Annotated in this window: 10 protein-coding genes; 4 read left to right on the top strand and 6 right to left on the bottom strand. The window is 73.4% G+C overall.

The window, feature by feature from the left end; translation table 11 throughout:
- Positions 1–3: 3 nt before the first annotated feature.
- The 3 genes from cuyB to FHX71_RS11915 form a co-directional block, all read right to left on the bottom strand.
- Positions 4–831, bottom strand: coding sequence for a cysteate racemase (gene cuyB / locus FHX71_RS11925; RefSeq protein ID WP_246402538.1), 828 nt, complete (start codon positions 829–831; stop codon positions 4–6).
- Positions 824–2,080 carry a carboxylate--amine ligase gene (locus FHX71_RS11920; protein ID WP_182616456.1) on the bottom strand — a complete coding sequence of 419 codons (1,257 nt, stop codon included), beginning with the start codon at positions 2,078–2,080 and terminating at the stop codon, positions 824–826. Before FHX71_RS11920 ends, cuyB begins: the two co-directional genes overlap by 8 nt.
- 83 nt (positions 2,081–2,163) lie before the next feature.
- Positions 2,164–4,326 carry a DEAD/DEAH box helicase gene (locus FHX71_RS11915; RefSeq protein WP_182616454.1) on the bottom strand — a complete coding sequence of 721 codons (2,163 nt, stop codon included), beginning with the start codon at positions 4,324–4,326 and terminating at the stop codon, positions 2,164–2,166.
- Positions 4,327–4,671: 345 nt separating this feature from the next.
- On the opposite strand from FHX71_RS11915, the gene FHX71_RS11910 reads away from it, so the two are divergent.
- Positions 4,672–5,685 carry a LacI family DNA-binding transcriptional regulator gene (locus FHX71_RS11910; protein ID WP_182616452.1) on the top strand — a complete coding sequence of 338 codons (1,014 nt, stop codon included), beginning with the start codon at positions 4,672–4,674 and terminating at the stop codon, positions 5,683–5,685.
- Here FHX71_RS11910 and FHX71_RS11905 read toward each other — a convergent pair.
- The gene (locus tag FHX71_RS11905; protein ID WP_182616450.1) at positions 5,650–7,164 is read right to left on the bottom strand and encodes a glycoside hydrolase family 43 protein; all 1,515 of its coding nucleotides are present in this window, start codon (positions 7,162–7,164) and stop codon (positions 5,650–5,652) included. The genes FHX71_RS11910 and FHX71_RS11905 overlap by 36 nt on opposite strands.
- 129 nt (positions 7,165–7,293) lie before the next feature.
- On the opposite strand from FHX71_RS11905, the gene FHX71_RS11900 reads away from it, so the two are divergent.
- Genes FHX71_RS11900 through FHX71_RS11890 form a run of 3 tightly spaced genes read left to right on the top strand, consistent with a single transcriptional unit; the run spans position 7,294 to position 10,444 of the window.
- On the top strand, positions 7,294–8,622 hold the full coding sequence (locus FHX71_RS11900; protein WP_182616448.1) for an ABC transporter substrate-binding protein: 1,329 nt from the start codon (positions 7,294–7,296) through the stop codon (positions 8,620–8,622).
- Positions 8,619–9,557, top strand: coding sequence for a carbohydrate ABC transporter permease (locus tag FHX71_RS11895; RefSeq protein WP_182616447.1), 939 nt, complete (start codon positions 8,619–8,621; stop codon positions 9,555–9,557). The genes FHX71_RS11900 and FHX71_RS11895 overlap by 4 nt, the downstream gene beginning before the upstream one ends.
- Positions 9,557–10,444, top strand: coding sequence for a carbohydrate ABC transporter permease (locus tag FHX71_RS11890; RefSeq protein WP_182616446.1), 888 nt, complete (start codon positions 9,557–9,559; stop codon positions 10,442–10,444). The genes FHX71_RS11895 and FHX71_RS11890 overlap by 1 nt, the downstream gene beginning before the upstream one ends.
- Positions 10,445–10,453: 9 nt before the next feature.
- Here the strand turns inward: FHX71_RS11890 and FHX71_RS11885 are convergent, their stop codons facing one another.
- Together FHX71_RS11885 and FHX71_RS11880 are read right to left on the bottom strand one after the other, a co-directional pair.
- The gene (locus FHX71_RS11885; protein ID WP_182616445.1) at positions 10,454–11,731 is read right to left on the bottom strand and encodes an alpha/beta hydrolase family protein; all 1,278 of its coding nucleotides are present in this window, start codon (positions 11,729–11,731) and stop codon (positions 10,454–10,456) included.
- A gap of 1,346 nt (positions 11,732–13,077) precedes the next feature.
- Complete coding sequence (locus tag FHX71_RS11880) at positions 13,078–15,003, bottom strand: S9 family peptidase (protein ID WP_182616444.1); 1,926 nt, start codon at positions 15,001–15,003, stop codon at positions 13,078–13,080.
- Positions 15,004–15,064 lie beyond the last annotated feature (61 nt).

Here is a 15,064-nt window from a genome sequence, read left to right as displayed (position 1 = left end):
GCCTCACGATACTGCTGCCCGTTCCCCGGCCAGGGCCGGGGAACGGGTGGTTTCCGGGCCGCGCAGGCGGCGGCCCGCGCACAGCACCGTGGCCCGGGCCAGCTCGTCGAGGGCGTCCACGAGGACGACGTCGGGCAGGAGGCCCGGCGGGGTCGCCCGCGCCGCGACCGGCAGCTCGGTGCAGCCCAGGACGACCGCGCCCGCGCCGCGCGACCGCAGGTCCGCGATCACGCCGTCCAGTGCCCGCAGGTCGCCGCCCGCCCCCGCCTTGACGCCGTCGTAGACCAGGGAGGTGACGGCCGCCTGGCCCACGACGTCGGGCACGAGGGTCTTGACGCCGCGCGCCGCGAAGGCGTCCGCGTAGAGGCCCGAGGCGATCGTGCCCTCCGTCGCGAGGAGGCCGACCGCCTCGGGTGGCGCTCCGCCGTCGTCCACCGCCACGCCCACTGCCGCGTCCACCGCCACCTCGACCGCGGAGAGCAGCGGGACCGGCGTCGCCGCGGCGACCGCGCCCGCGAAGGCGTGCGCCGTGTTGCAGGGCAGCACGAGGAAACCGGCGCCGGCCGCCGCGAGCCGGCGCGCGTCGGCGGCGAGCACCGGCCCGGGGTCGTCGGCAGAGCGTCCCAGCACGAACGCCGTCCGGTCCGGGACGGTCGCGTGCTGCAGCACCACCAGGTCGACGTGGTCCTGGTCGCGCGCCGCGTCGGTCCACCGGATCACGCGCTCCAGGAACAGGACCGTCGCGGCCGGCCCGACGCCGCCCAGCACGCCGACCAGCGTGCGCCCGGCACCGGGTCCGGCATCGGCACCCGGCCCGCCGTCGTCAGGCAACGCCGCGCTCGCCGGACGGGACCGGCTCCCCGGGCCGGCCGTTCGTCTCGTCCGCCGTCGGCGCCGGGTGGAACTGCGCGAACTTGCGCACCTGGTTCAGCTCGGCGAGCCGCACCCAGGCGTCGCGCCGCGGCGACCGGTCCCCGCCGTACTTCAGCGGGTGCACCGCGCGGGCGCGGCGCAGCCCGGCGCGGACCGCCGGGTCCTGCACGTAGCGGTCCAGCAGGAAGCCGGGGACGATCCGGTACAGCACCTCCAGCGGCTCCGCGGCGTCCGGCCACTCGCCCTGCAGGTGGTCCGCCATCCAGAAGTCGGCGGGGTTCAGGCCGCTCGCCGTCAGGTAGTGGTTGGACCGCCCCGTGCGCGGGTTCAGCTCGAAGAAGACCCCCTCGCCGGTGCGGGGGTCCACCTTCACGTTGAAGTTCGCGAACCCCGTCCAGCCCAGGTGCTCCACGAGCCGGCGGGCGTCCGCCTCGACCTGCGGAAGCCGGCCGGTGAGGATCGCCGCCGGGTTGCCCAGGGTGCCGGGCGTGTGCTCCTCCAGCAGCACCCGGCCGCCCCACGCCATGCGCACCGTCCCCGCGCGGTCGGAGTAGGTGGTCATGATCCGCATCTGCGCGTCGTCGCCGGGCACGTACTCCTGCACGATCATCGGACGCCGGTACCCCGCGTCCCCGGCGGCCCGCAGCAGCGCGGCCAGCTCGTCCCGGTCGCGCACCAGGTGCACCTTCGACTTGCCCGGGAACGACACCCGGTGCCACGCCGTGTTGTCTCCCGGCTTGGCGATCAGCGGGTAGAGCAGGTCGAGGTTCCCGACCTGCTGCCCGCCGTCGCGGACCTCCGTGCGCGGGTGCGGCACCCCGAGCTCCTGGCACAGCGCGGAGAACCGCTGCTTGTCCATCACCTCGTCGAGCAGGCCGACCGGCGGGTAGGGGACCACCGCCACGTCCGCCAGGCGCTCGCGGTGCTCGGCGAGCGCCCGGACGTACCAGTCCACGCAGGTCACGACCATGACCGGGGCCTGCGCCGACGCGGCGACCCGCCGGACCAGCTCGACCATGACGTCGGGGTCGTCGAGGCGCGGCTCGACGACGTTGGAGATGATGCCGGAGCGCGCGACGTTCGGCGTCGGGCGCACGGACGCGACGGTCGACCGGACGCCGAGGCTCTCGTGGAAGGCCCGGGCGAGGCTGTAGGCGCCGGCGTCGCCACCGAGGACGACGGGGTGTACCGCTGGGAGGTTCCTCATGCCACCTCACACGTCCGGCAGGCGAGGAAGGTTGTGCCCCGGACCGGGTGAAGTGCGCTTTTCGGGCAGGTGCCGGGGTGGGGTCAGGCGGTGCCCTCGGCGTCCAGCGCGTCCGTGAGCAGCGCCACGAGGGCGTCGAGCTGCACGTCCGTGGACGACGCCTCGTCCTCGTCGTCCGCGCCGTCGAGCGCCCGGCCGGCCAGGCCGGACTTGCTGTCGATGAGCGCGGCGATCGTGGAGTCGATGGTCTGGGCGGCGATGACGCGCCAGGCGGTGACGGGCTCCGACTGGCCGATCCGGTGGATGCGGTCGATGGCCTGCGTCTGCTCGGCGTAGGTCCAGGACAGCTCGGCCAGCACCAGGTTGGAGGCCACCTGGAGGTTCAGGCCCACGCCGGCGGCGGTCAGGGAGCAGACGACGATCGACACGTCCGGGTCCTCGACGAACGCGGTGATGTTCTTCTCGCGCACCTTGGGCGTCTGGTCGCCGCGGATCGAGGCGTAGCCGATGCCGCGGTCGGCGAAGATCTGCTCGGCCTGGTCCATCACGTCGACGTGCTTGGCGAAGAACACCACCTTGCCGACGTTGCGGGCGAGCTGCGCGGCGTAGTCGGCGGCCAGCCCGGCCTTGGCCTGGCCGATCCGGCGGACCATGGTGAACACGTTCTCGCCCTTGGCCTTCGAGCTGGAGTCCTTCAGCTCGGCCGCCGCCACCCGGCGCGCGAGGACGAGGTCCACCCCGTCCGTGACGACGTCGTCCACCACGGAGCTCTCGGCGCGCGCCTGCACGGCGGACCGGTAGCGCTCGACCAGGCGGCGGGCGAGGGCCTCCTCGGAGGCCCGGATCGAGCGGCCCGCCGCGCCGTCGAGCTCGACCGGCATGTCCGCGACCCGGCGGGCGGGGATGTCGGCGACCACGTCGGCCTTGCGGCGGCGCACGATGCCCATGTCGATCACGCTGGTCCGGGCTGCGGCGTAGAACCCGGGGTCGGCGGGCGTGAGCCCGGTGTCCTCCAGGGTGCCCAGGAGCGAGGCGAGCGGCTTGGTGTCGTCGATCCAGCCGAGGAACTGCCAGATCGCGCGGAAGTCCTCGATGTCGTTGATCAGCGGGGTGCCGGTCAGTGCCATCAGGAGCGGCTTGGCGCTCCGGGTACGGATGCGCTCGGAGACGGCGAGCACGTGCTGGGAGCGCTGGGAGCCCTTGTTCTTGATGAAGTGGGCCTCGTCGACGATCATGCCGCGGAAGCCCAGGTCGCCGAGCCAGCCGACGTGCCGGTCCAGGATCTCGTAGTTCACGATCACGACGTCGGCGAAGCCGTCGATCTGGTCGCCGTCGCCGTGGACCACGGTGGCGCTGCGGCGCGGCGTCCACAGCTCGACCTCGTGCGCCCAGTTCGTCTTGACCACGTTGGGGGCCACGACCAGCAGGGGGTAGGCGTCGGCCGCCTGCGCGGCGAGCAGCGCCTGCGCTGTCTTGCCGAGCCCGGGCTCGTCGGCGAGCAGGAAGGTGCGGTGCCCGCGCGCGGTGGCCTCGACCACTTGGGCCTGGTGCGGCATCAGCGTGCGGCCGTGCGGGGCGGACACCGTGCGGGGCTCGGGCAGCGGCATGCAGGCGGGGGCGCCCGCGCCGGCGTACTCGAAGGACCGGAACAGCGGTTCGAGCAGCTCCCAGCCGGCCAGCCGGCGGACCTTCGGGGCCTGCCGCTCGGCCGCGGCCTCGAAGTCCGGGGCGAGGAAGGGGTTCGCGAGCTGGCGGGAGATCACCGAGCGGGGCACCACCTGCTTCTCGGCGCCGGGCGTGGGCGCGGCGGGCGGTGCCGGCGGGGGCTCCTCGGGCGGCTCCAGCCCGCCGGCGCGCATCATCGTCGCCTTGAGCTCGCGCGCCGCGTCGGAGACCCGGGCGTCCTCGGCGAGCAGCTCGAGCAGCGAGGTGTCCCGCGCGGCGATCTTCGCGAGCTGCGTGCCCACGGCGTCGAGCCGCTTGAGCTGCTGGGTCCGCTTCGACTCGCTCAGCTCGGCGTCCTCCCGGACCCGGGTGCGCTCCTCGCGCATGAGCAGTGCCACCACCTGGAACTTCGTGCGCACGGCCGGACGCGTCGGCGGGCGCCGCACCGCGCCCTCGACCTCGTGCGCGGCGTCCGTGAGCACCGGGATCATCCCCTGCTCGGCGGGACGCGGGGAGCGGCGCCGCGGGGCGCCGGACCCGGTCCGCGCGCGACCGGACCGGCGTTGGCCTGCTCGTGCCACATCTGCTCCTTCGTTCCATGCGTACCGCGACAGCGGCGGCACACGACGTGCCGCACCACACGCCGGGGACGTCCGGACGTGCCGGACGACGGGGCAGTCGGCCCCGGCCGGGGTGCTCCGGCCGGCCGCGGGATCACCGCGCGGCGATCGGCCGCGCCACCTGTGTCCCGTACTCGTCCCGTGGTGTTACGCCGATGGTGTCACGTCGCGGGGTGTTTCGGTGAACCGGCGTGTGAGGCCGTCGTGGCTCCCGCTGGATAAGATCCCGGAGCAACAGGTCAGGTCCACGGTCCGGCAGCCCGGTCCACACCTCGGGCGGGCCTCACGGAGAGAGCGAGGTCGAGCATGGCGCAGGGCGGCAAGCGGCCCCCGACCATGGTCGACGTCGCGCGCGCCGCGGGCGTCGCGCACATCACCGTGAGCCGGGTCGTCAACGACGAGCCGACGGTCAGGCCGGAGACCAGGAAGCGCGTCCTGCGGGTCATCGACGAGCTCGGGTACCGGCGCAACGACAGCGCGCGCATGCTCAAGAGCGGCCGGTCCACGATGCTGGGCGTCGTCCTGGCGGGCTCGGAGCTGTTCGAGCTGCCGCGCGTGCTGCTCGGCATCGAACAGGCGGCCAAGGCGGCCGGCCACTGGGTCAGCCTCGCAAGCTGGCAGGGCGGCACCCACGAACAGCTCGAGCAGTGCCTCGGCCGGCTGGTCGGCCAGGGCGCCGCCGGGGTGGCGGTCATCGCCGACCGGCCCGTCGCCCTGGAGGCCCTCGACCGGACCGTGGCCCGCGTGCCCATCTCCGTCGTGATGTCCGGCAACGTCGCCAACCCGGCGATCGGGTCGGTCGAGCTCGACCAGGAGCAGGGCGCCCGCCTCGCCGTCCGCCACCTACTCGACCTCGGCCACCGCTACATCGTCCACCTCAGCGGGCGCATGGAGACCTTCGACGCCCGCGCGCGGGTCGAGGGCTGGCGGGCCGAGCTCCAGCGCGCGGGCATCACCGAGCCGCACCTGCTGCACGGCGACTTCAGCGCGCGGAGCGGGCACGCGCTCGCCACCGAGCTGATCGACGCCGGGCGCCTGCCGACGGCGATCTTCAGCGGGAACGACCAGATGGCGATCGGCGTGCTCTCCGCCCTGGCCGCCCGCGGCGTCTCCGTGCCCGGCGACGTGTCGCTCGTCGGGTTCGACGACATGGCCGGAGCCGACTACCTCGTGCCCGCCCTGACGACCGTCCGGCAGGACTTCGTCACCCTGGGCCGCCTCTCGATCGAGGTGCTCCTCGACCTGATCGGCGGCGGCGAGGCCAAGCACCACCTGCTGCCACCGTCACTCGTGGTGCGTGCCTCCACCCGCGCCCTCTGAGACCTGCTCCGGGACGCCGTACCGGACGCCGCGGAAGACCACCGGCCCGGCGCTTGCGGGCGCCTCGGCGACCAGCCCCAGCAGGACGCCGGTGAAGCCGCCGGCCGTCTCCGTGCTCAGCACGGTGTGCGGGAACGTCGCCAGCAGGTGCTCGCCGGCGTCCGAGGCGCACCGGAACGCGTAGGTCTCGCCGTCCGACCGGACGTCGAGCGTGACCTCACCCGCGACCGGCACCTCGGGGCCTGCGACGTCCTCGCCGTTCAGCCGTCCGGCCACGCGCGCGACGACGCCGCCTGCCCGGCGGACGAGCCGCGCGGCGAGGAACGTGTTCTCGTCCTGGAAGGCGACGACCCCGGCGTCGTGCTCGTCGATCCGGCCCGTGTCGAGCGCGGCGCCGAACTCGAACGCGTGCATGTCCTGGCGCCGGGCCAGGAACGCGGGGACGCCGCGTCCCGAGAGCGGGACGGGGCGCGGGGGCAGGGTGACCACGTCGCCCGCGACGTCGGCGGCCAGCGGGCCGCGCAGGGAGAGCCAGTCCGCCGGGCGGTCCGTCGTGACGGGCAGGCCCGGCTCCACACCCCGCACGCGCCCGGCGCCAGGGGCGAGGACCGGCCCGCCCTCGTCCCACCCGGCGGGCACGAGCAGCACCTCGCGGCCGAGGGTGTGGTGTCCCCGGACGGGGCGGACGCCGAGGACCAGCGCCCAGGTCTCGCCGTCGGGCGTCTCGACGAGGTCGGCGTGGCCCACGTTCTGCACGGGCTCGTCGGCACCCAGGTGCCGGTGCGTCAGCAGCGGGCTGCGCGGGTCGGTCCGGTACGGGCCGGTCACGTGGTCGGCGGTCGCGCCGGTGACGGCGTGGTTCCGTTCCGTGCCGCCCTCCGCGCCCACGAGGTGGTAGCGGCCGTCGCGCTCGTAGAGGTGCGGGGCCTCGACCCACTGCCCGGTCAGGGCCCCGTGCCAGAGCACGTGCTCCGGCCCGACCAGCGTGCGGGTCGGCAGGTCGAGCTCCCGCAGCCAGATCTCGCCCGGCCCGGTGGCGCCGTCCGCCGTCGCGTCCCGGGCGGCGGTGAACCAGGCGCGGCCGTCGCGGTCGAAGAAGAGCGAGGGGTCGATGCCGTCGGCCTCCAGCGGGACGGGGACGCTCCACGGCCCGCGTGGGTCGGTCGTCGTCGTCAGGTAGGTCGCCGCCCCGCGCTTGTCCCGGGCGATCGTGAACACGACGTAGAACACGCCCTCGTGGTGGCGGATCGTGGGCGCCCAGACGCCGTCCGCCACCGCGCTGCCGTCCAGCGGGAGCCAGCTCTCGCCGGCCAGCACGTGTCCTACCAGGTCCCAGGTGACCAGGTCACGGCTGTGGTGCACGGGGATTCCGGGGTGGAAGGCGAAGGTCGAGGTCACCAGGTAGTAGTCCTCGCCGACCCGGCACACCGAGGGGTCGGGGTGGCAGCCGGGCAGCACGGGATTGGGGACCAGACGCATGTGCGCTCCTTTGCGCGAGGGGTCGCGTTTGACGAAATGGCAACGTTGCCATCAGCATAGGGGCACTTCCCGAGGACCCCTGCAACGAAGCCGCCGGGGCCGGCCGGAACACATCGAAGGAGATGTGCGATGAGCACACACAGCAGTGGAGCAGGGCGCCCCCGCCGCGTTCTCGGCACCGCCGCCGCCCTGGTGGCGGTCAGCCTCGGCCTGGCCGGCTGCGCCGGTGAACCGGCCGCGGAGGGACCGGTGACCCTGGAGTTCTGGACCTGGTCGCTCAAGGAGGCGGACCCGGCCGCGCAGGCGATCGTCGACCAGTACGAGGCCGAGAACCCCGGTGTGACGATCAAGCTGTCCGAGGTGGGCGGCACCCCCGAGACGTCGTCCAAGCTGTTGGCGGCCGACCGCGCCGACGAGGTGCCCGACGTCGTGCAGGTCGAGTACCGCGCGCTGCCGTCGCTGGTGACCGCGGGCGTCGTCCGGGACATCACCGAGGACGTCGAGCCGAACCGGGAGGCCGTGGCGGACAACATCTGGGCGCTCAGCACGCTCGGCGGCAGCGTCTACGGGGTGCCGCAGGACATCGGGCCGATGATGCTCACCTACCGCACCGACCTGTTCGAGGAGTACGGCGTCGAGCCCCCGGCCACCTGGGCGGAGTACGCCGAGGCCGCCGAGAAGATCCACGCTGCGGACCCGGACGTGTACCTGGCCAGCTTCTCGGCGACCCAGCTCGAGTTCTTCGCGGCGCAGGCCACCCAGGCGGGTGCCGAGTGGTGGGGGACCGACGGCGAGACGTGGTCCGTCGGCATCGACGGGGACGCCTCCCTGGAGACCGCCGACTACTGGCAGGACCTCGTGGAGCGGGACCTGCTGTCGGTCGAGCCGCTGCTCACGCCGGAGTGGAACGCCAAGGTCAACGACGGCAAGATCCTGAGCTGGGCGGCCGCCGCCTGGGCGCCGAGCGTCATCTACTCGGTCGCGCCCGACACCGCGGGCAAGTGGGCCTCGATCCCGCTGCCGCAGTGGACGCCGGGCGACGCGTCCGTCCCGTTCCTCGGCGGGTCCACGTACCTCGTGCCCGAGAAGTCCGAGCACGCCGAGGAGGCCGCGAAGTTCGCCGCCTGGCTCGGCGCGTCGGACGAAGGGTCCGAGCTGCTGCTCACGCTCGACCTGTACCCGGGCGGCAACGCCGGGCGCGAGGCCACGCTGTCGAACGACCCGCCGCGCCTCATGCCGCAGCAGGAGGACTTCTACGAGGTGGCCGACCAGGTCATCGACGACACGACGATCCCGGTCGTCTGGGGCCCGAACGTCAACGTCGCCACCAACGCGTTCGGCGACGCGCTCAACGAGGCCGCCCTGAACGGCACCCCGTTCCGGGACGTCTACACGACGACCCAGGAGACGGTGGTCGCGGACCTGGAGAAGTCCGGGTTCACCGTCGAGAACCCATGACCGCCGTGGCACCCCCGCGCCGGCGCGCGGGACGGCGCGCGGGCCGGAACCGGGAGCTCACCCCGTGGCTCTTCGCGACGCCGGCGATCGTGCTGTTCGTCTGCTTCCTGCTCGTCCCGATCGGCTACGCGCTCTACCTGAGCTTCCGCGGGTCGCGCATCGAGGGCGGGGGAGCCTTCGGCCGGCGGACCGAGGGGTTCGTCGGGCTCGACAACTACGTCGCGGCGTTCACGAACCCCGAGCTGCTCGCGGGCTTCGGCCGGTCACTCGTCTACGGCGCGATCGCCGTGCCGAGCGTGCTCGGCCTGGCCCTGCTCTTCGCGATCCTGCTCGACACGCCGCGGGCGCGGCTCACGGCCTTCGCGCGGACGGCGATCTTTCTCCCGTACGCCGTGCCGGGCGTGATCGCGAGCCTGCTGTGGGGCTTCCTGTACCTGCCCAGCACCAGCCCGATCAGCTACGTCGCCCGTGAGCTGGGCGGTACCAGCCTCGACTTCTTCGCCTACCCGACCCTGTACTTCGCGCTCGCGAACATCGCCCTGTGGTCGGGGGTCGGCTTCAACATGATCATCATCTACACCTCGCTGCGGGCGATCCCGCAGGAGATCTACGAGGCCGCCCGCATCGACGGCGCGAACGAGTGGGCCATCGCGTGGCGCATCAAGGTCCCGCTGGTCACGCCGGCGCTCGTGCTGACCGGGCTGTTCTCCGTCATCGGCACGGTGCAGCTCTACAGCGAGCCCGCCACGCTTCGTCCGCTCGCGAACACCATCTCGTCGACCTGGGTGCCGCTCATGGCCATCTACCAGGAGGCGTTCGGCAACGACAACCTGGGCGGCGCGGCCGCGGCCTCCGTGCTCCTGGCCGTCGGCACGCTCGTCCTCTCGCTGATCATCCTGCGCTTCTTCCAGCGCCGAGCGTTCGGAGACGCCTGATGACTGTCCTCGCAGCCTCCCGCCGCCCCGCGGCACCGTCCACGGTGCCCCGACGTCGGCCGCGGTTCTCCCCGACCGCCACGATCGTGCTGGTCGTGGGCGCGGTCTACTGCCTGGTCCCCGTGGCCTGGGTGGTGGTCGCCGCCTCCAAGTCGCCCCGCGAGCTGTTCACCAGCTTCTCGTTCCTGCCGGGCTCCGGCCTGGCCGACAACCTCGTGGACCTGGCGACCTACGGCGGCGGCGTGTTCTGGCAGTGGGGTGCCAACAGCATCCTGTACGCGGGGGTCGGCGCGGTCGCCTCGACCGTGGTGTCCGCGATGGCCGGGTACGCGCTGGCCAAGTTCCGGTTCCGGGGGAGCGACACGCTGTTCGCCGCCATCCTCGCCGGCGTCCTGGTGCCGGGCATCGTGCTGGCGATCCCGCAGTACCTGCTGCTCGCGCAGCTCGGCCTGGCCGGGACCACGTGGTCGGTGCTGCTGCCCTCGATCATCAACCCGTTCGGGATCTTCCTGTGCCGGGTGTTCGCGCAGGCCGCCGTCCCCACCGACACGCTCGAGGCGGCCCGGCTCGACGGCGCGAACGAGGCGCGGATCTTCACCACGATCGTGCTGCCGATGATGGCGCAGGGGCTGGTCACGGTGTTCCTGCTGCAGTTCGTCGGCATCTGGAACAACTTCCTGCTGCCGTTCATCATGCTCTCCGACCAGCGGCTGTACCCGATCACCCTCGGGCTGTACACGTTCCTGTCCCGTGGTGCGGGCGACTCCGACCTGTACCCGCTCGTCATCACGGGCTCGGCCGTCTCGGTGATCCCGCTGATCGTGATGGTGCTGCTGCTCCAGCGGTTCTGGCGCGCCGACCTGCTGGCCGGCGGACTGAAGGGCTGAGCAGGGGTCTCAGAGGTCCAGCCGCTCGTCCAGCCAGTCGAACATGCGCTGCTCGGTCAGCTCCCGGGCGAGCGGCTGGCAGTGGGACGCGGCCCCCTCGTCCTGGGTGAAGCGCACGAGCGTGGCGCCCGGCACCAGGCCCGCCAGCTCCGCCGACTGGGGGAAGAACTGGTCGCCGTCGGGGTCGGTGACCAGCAGCGGCGTCCTGATCTGCGCGGCGAGCTCGGGCGTCAGCGCGTACCGGGACACCTCGTCGAGCACGGCGGAGTAGCCCTCGACCCCGTACGGGCGCGCGCGGAAGGCCCAGGTCTCCCGCGCGGCCCGGCCGCCCGGCAGTCGCATGCCCAGGCGCATGTCGCGGTCGAACTTCTCCTGGTGGCCCTTGCGGTACTCGTCGAGCACGGCGTGCGGGATGTTGGTCAGCCACGACCGGCCGACGTCGACGACGCCGCCGTCGGCGACCGCCGCCGCGAACCGGTGCTCGAACGCGAGGGCCCGGGGGACCCAGTACCCGCCCTGGCTGATGCCGTAGACGGCGACCCGGTCGTGGTCCACGTCGTCGCGGGCGGCCAGCCAGTCGACGACGGGGGTGAGCACGTGCTCCCAGTCGGGCCGGAACGGGACGCCGCGCTCGAACAGCATGGACTGCTGGCCCGGCCCGTCGAACAGCAGCACGGCGTACCCGCGCTCCAGGGCGCCCTCCGCACCCTCGCACCACAGGCCGCTGACCGACCCGTCGCTGCCGTTGACCATCACCAGCACCGGTCGCGGTGCCCCGGACGTGTCGGGGCGGAAGAACCAGCCGGGCAGGCTCGACCCGGCGTAGGGGATCGCGACGGCCTGCGCCGGCCACCGGCCCTGCTCCACGAAACCGTCCCAGGCGGCGCGGTGCTCCCGGAAGGTCGGCAGGAGCTCGGAGGTGTCACCGTCGAGCCCGTCGACCGCCTCGACCGCGACGCCCAGGTAGTTCGCCGCCCGGAGGTAGGCGCGCGCCGCGCTGACGGCGTGCCCGGCGTCGGCGCACTGCCGGGCCTGGCGGGCGGTGTCCTGGCCCAGCGTCTGCCACGCGGTGAACCACCCGCGGTGGTCCTTGGGCCTGACCCGGGCGATCGTGGCGAGCACCTCGCCGGGCTCGGAGCCGCCGCGGGCGGCCCTGCCGAGGATCGAGCGGACCTCGTAGTCCCACCCGCCCTCGTAGAAGCCCGCGGTGTAGACCTCGTGCGAGCGGGTGCCGTGCCGGTCCAGCCGGTCGACGGTGAGCGCCGCGGTGGTGTCGGAGACTGCCATGATCTCGACCCCCTTGATGGGTGGGCGGGAGACCGGCGGGGGAGACGGGCTGACGGGCCGGCCTGCTTGCAGACTAGGTCGCGGCCCGGCCGGGCGCGCCCGCTCCGGGCAACCTCACCCGCTCGGCCCGGGGCCTGCGCGGGCGGTCGGCTGCTGGGTGGGATGCCCGGTCGAGCTCGTTCCCGGGAACTTTTCCGCCGCTGTCCAGTTGACCCTGCGTGGACCCGGACGTGGAAGGAACGAGGATGTCGGTACGCGCGCGGCTGCTGCGCCCCAGGACCGGTTCTGTCGCGACGGAGAACCGCGCCCTGCTCCTCGCGCTCGTGGCGCTCACGGTGGGCCTGGCGGTGTCGTTCGCGGTGTTCGTGGGCGGGTCGGTCCCCCTGTTCGGCGGGGAGTCGGCGGGCGTGGTGGCGGCGGGCGCCTCCGGCGTGTCCGGGGCGGCGGCGTTCTGCACCGGGTACCTCCGGTCGTCCCGCGTGCCGCGGGCCGAGGCGCGGGCCGCCCGGCGCACGGGCAGGTGGTCGGCCTGGTGGACCGGCCGGTGGCGGCGCCCGTTCGACGCCGTCGTGCTGACCGCCACCGCGGCCGGGATCGTCATGCTGCTGACGGCCTCGGTCTTCGCCGTGTTCGACCTGGCGTTCCGTGAACTGCGCCTGGACGCCCTGATGGCGGCGGTGCTCGTGGGGCTGTCGGCCGCGGCGTCGGCCTATGCGCTCACGCTGGTCTCCGCCGAGGTGACGTCGGTCGCCATCGCGAACCTGCTCGCCCTGTTCCTGGTCAGCGGGTCGCTGGCGAGCATGCTCTCGGCCAACGACCCGCACTGGTGGCATCTCAACTTCAGCGCGCTCGGCGTGGGCGGCGGGTTCTCCGCTTACGCGTTCAACATCACGCTCGTCTTCGCCGGCCTGGCGATGACGACGCTGACCCACCACGTGATCGGCGACCTGCGCACCCGGGCCTCGGGCGGGGAGCTGCGGCGGCTGGAGATCCTTCGCACGTGGCTCGTCGCCGTCGCCGCGCTGCTCGTGGCGCTCGGCTGGGTGACGGTCGAGGTCGCCAGGGTGCTGCACACCGTCATCGCGTCCGTCATGACGGTGCTGTTCGCCGGTCTCGTCGTCGCCACGCCGTTCCTCGTCCCGCGCCTGCCCCGGACCTTCCTCGTCACGTCGTCGTTGTTCGTCGGCGCGTTCGCGCTCGTCGTCCTGCTGATGTGGCCGGTGGGCTACTTCAACCTCACCGCCGTGGAGTTCCTCGGGTTCTCCCTGCTGCTCACGTGGCTGTTCCTGTTCGTCCGCACGGTCGCGGCCTGGATCCAGGACGACCGTGCGGACGAGGGAACCGGGTCAGCCGTGGGCGTCGGGACCGGTGCGCCCGCCCAGGTGGCGGGCCAGGAAGCGCTCCAGCGTCCGGTAGAGCTCGATGTTGCTGTCCTGGTTGATGAACCAGTGGCCCTCGGTCTCGTTGAGGAGGTACTCGACCTCGGCGCCGCGGGCGCGCAGCGCGTCGACGACCCGGTCGGAGTGGTGCCGCGCGACCCGGACGTCGTTGGCGCCGTGGATCAGCAGCACCGGCGCGGTGATGTCGTCCACCCGGCTGATGGGTGAGCGGGCGAGCATGTCGGCTCGCTGCCGCGGGTCGTCCGGGTCGCCGATGTAGCGTAGGTAGCTGTTCTCGGCGCTGCGCCGCGCGAACGGGACCACCTGCTCGACGAGGTCGACCAGGTCGGACATGCCGGTGTAGCTGACCGCCGCCGCGAACCGGTCCGGCGTGAACGCGGCGCCCACGAGCGCGGCGTAGCCGCCGTACGAGGCTCCGTAGACCGCCACCCGGTCGGGGTCGGCCCAGCCCTGCGCGACCGCGTGGTCGACGGCGTCGACCAGGTCGTCGTGCATGCGCCCCGCGAACTGGCCGATCGCGGCCTGGGTGTGGGCCTTGCCGTAGCCGGTGGAGCCCCGGAAGTTGACCTGCAGCACGGCGTAGCCGCGGTTGGCCAGGAGCTGCACCTCCGGGTCGTAGGTCCAGCTGTCGCGGTACCACGGCCCGCCGTGCACCAGCAGGACGGTCGGCAGGCGGTGCGGCTCGACGCCGACCGGCAGGGTGACGTGGCTGGGCAGGTCGAGGCCGTCGCGGGCGGTGAGGGTGACCGGGGTGACCGGCGCCAGGCGGGCGGGGTCGAGGTGCGGGTACGGCCGGAACAGGAGGTCCGCCTCGCCCGTCGCGTGGTCGTAGTACCAGGTGACGCCGGGGTCGCGGTCGTGGTTGAAGTCCACCACCCAGTGCCGGGCCGTCACGTCGGTGGACACGTGGCCCAGGTCGCCGTCGGACAGCTCCTCCAGGCGGGGGAGCACCTCGGCGAAGTGGGCGTCGAGGGCGTGCACCTCCTGGCGGGCACCGAGGTAGCGGGCGCCGAGCAGCGCCCCGGTGCCGGGGTGCACGATCAGCGACGACGGGTAGCGGGTGTCGGCCTCGGGACGGGGCGTGTCCAGGTCCGACGTCGGGTGGCTGTCGACGCCGGTCTCCTCGCCCGTGTCCAGGTCGACCCGGACCAGCCGGGTGCGGTCCGAGCCGCGCACCGAGCTCGCCCACAGCCCGTTGCCGTCCGGAGTGGGCACGGCCGGCAGGGGCCCGAACGGGTAGTCGGTACCGGGGAACCGGGCGATCGTGCGCCGCTCGTCCCCGGTCCACTGCGAGAGCACGTGGTCGCCGCCGTCCTCCATGCTGAACGCGAGCAGCCGGCCGGTGGTGTGCAGCCAGGTGATGACGTCGCCGGGGTTCTCCGCGACGGGGGTCAGCTCCGCGGTGACCAGGTCGAGCTCGAAGACGTCGATCAGGTCCGGCCGGCGCAGGTTGAGCTGGACGAAGGCCGTGCCCGGCCGCTCCGGGTCGAGCTGCGCGTGGAGCAGGCGCACCCCGTCGTAGGGGGTCAGGTCGGCCGCGGGCTCGTCGGGACGGGCGGGGTCGGCGCGGTGCAGATGCCAGTTCTCGTCGCCGTCGGTGTCCTGGAGGAACAGGAGGTAGCGCCCGTCGGCGGACCAGAAGAACGAGTCGATGTTGCGCCGGGCGTCGGAGGTGACGCGGCGGGCGCCGCCGTCGGGCGTGGTGTCGGGGCTGGTCCAGTCCGAGTCCAGGTCGCGGACGAACACGTTGAGCCGCTCGCGCCACGGGGCGAGGTAGGCGACCTGGGCGCCGTCCGGCGACAGGACGGCGCGGCTGCGGGTGGGCAGGCCGAAGAAGTCCTCGACGGGGATGAGGGGCGACGGGGTGGTCATGGTGGGTCCTCGCTCTCGGTCGGTGCGTGTCCCCCGAGTCCAGACCCTGACGTCGCGTCGT

The organism is Promicromonospora sukumoe, from assembly GCF_014137995.1.
Taxonomy (GTDB): domain Bacteria; phylum Actinomycetota; class Actinomycetes; order Actinomycetales; family Cellulomonadaceae; genus Promicromonospora; species Promicromonospora sukumoe.
Note: the sequence above shows the minus strand (reverse complement) of the source record. Positions and strands in the feature narration are given on the sequence as shown.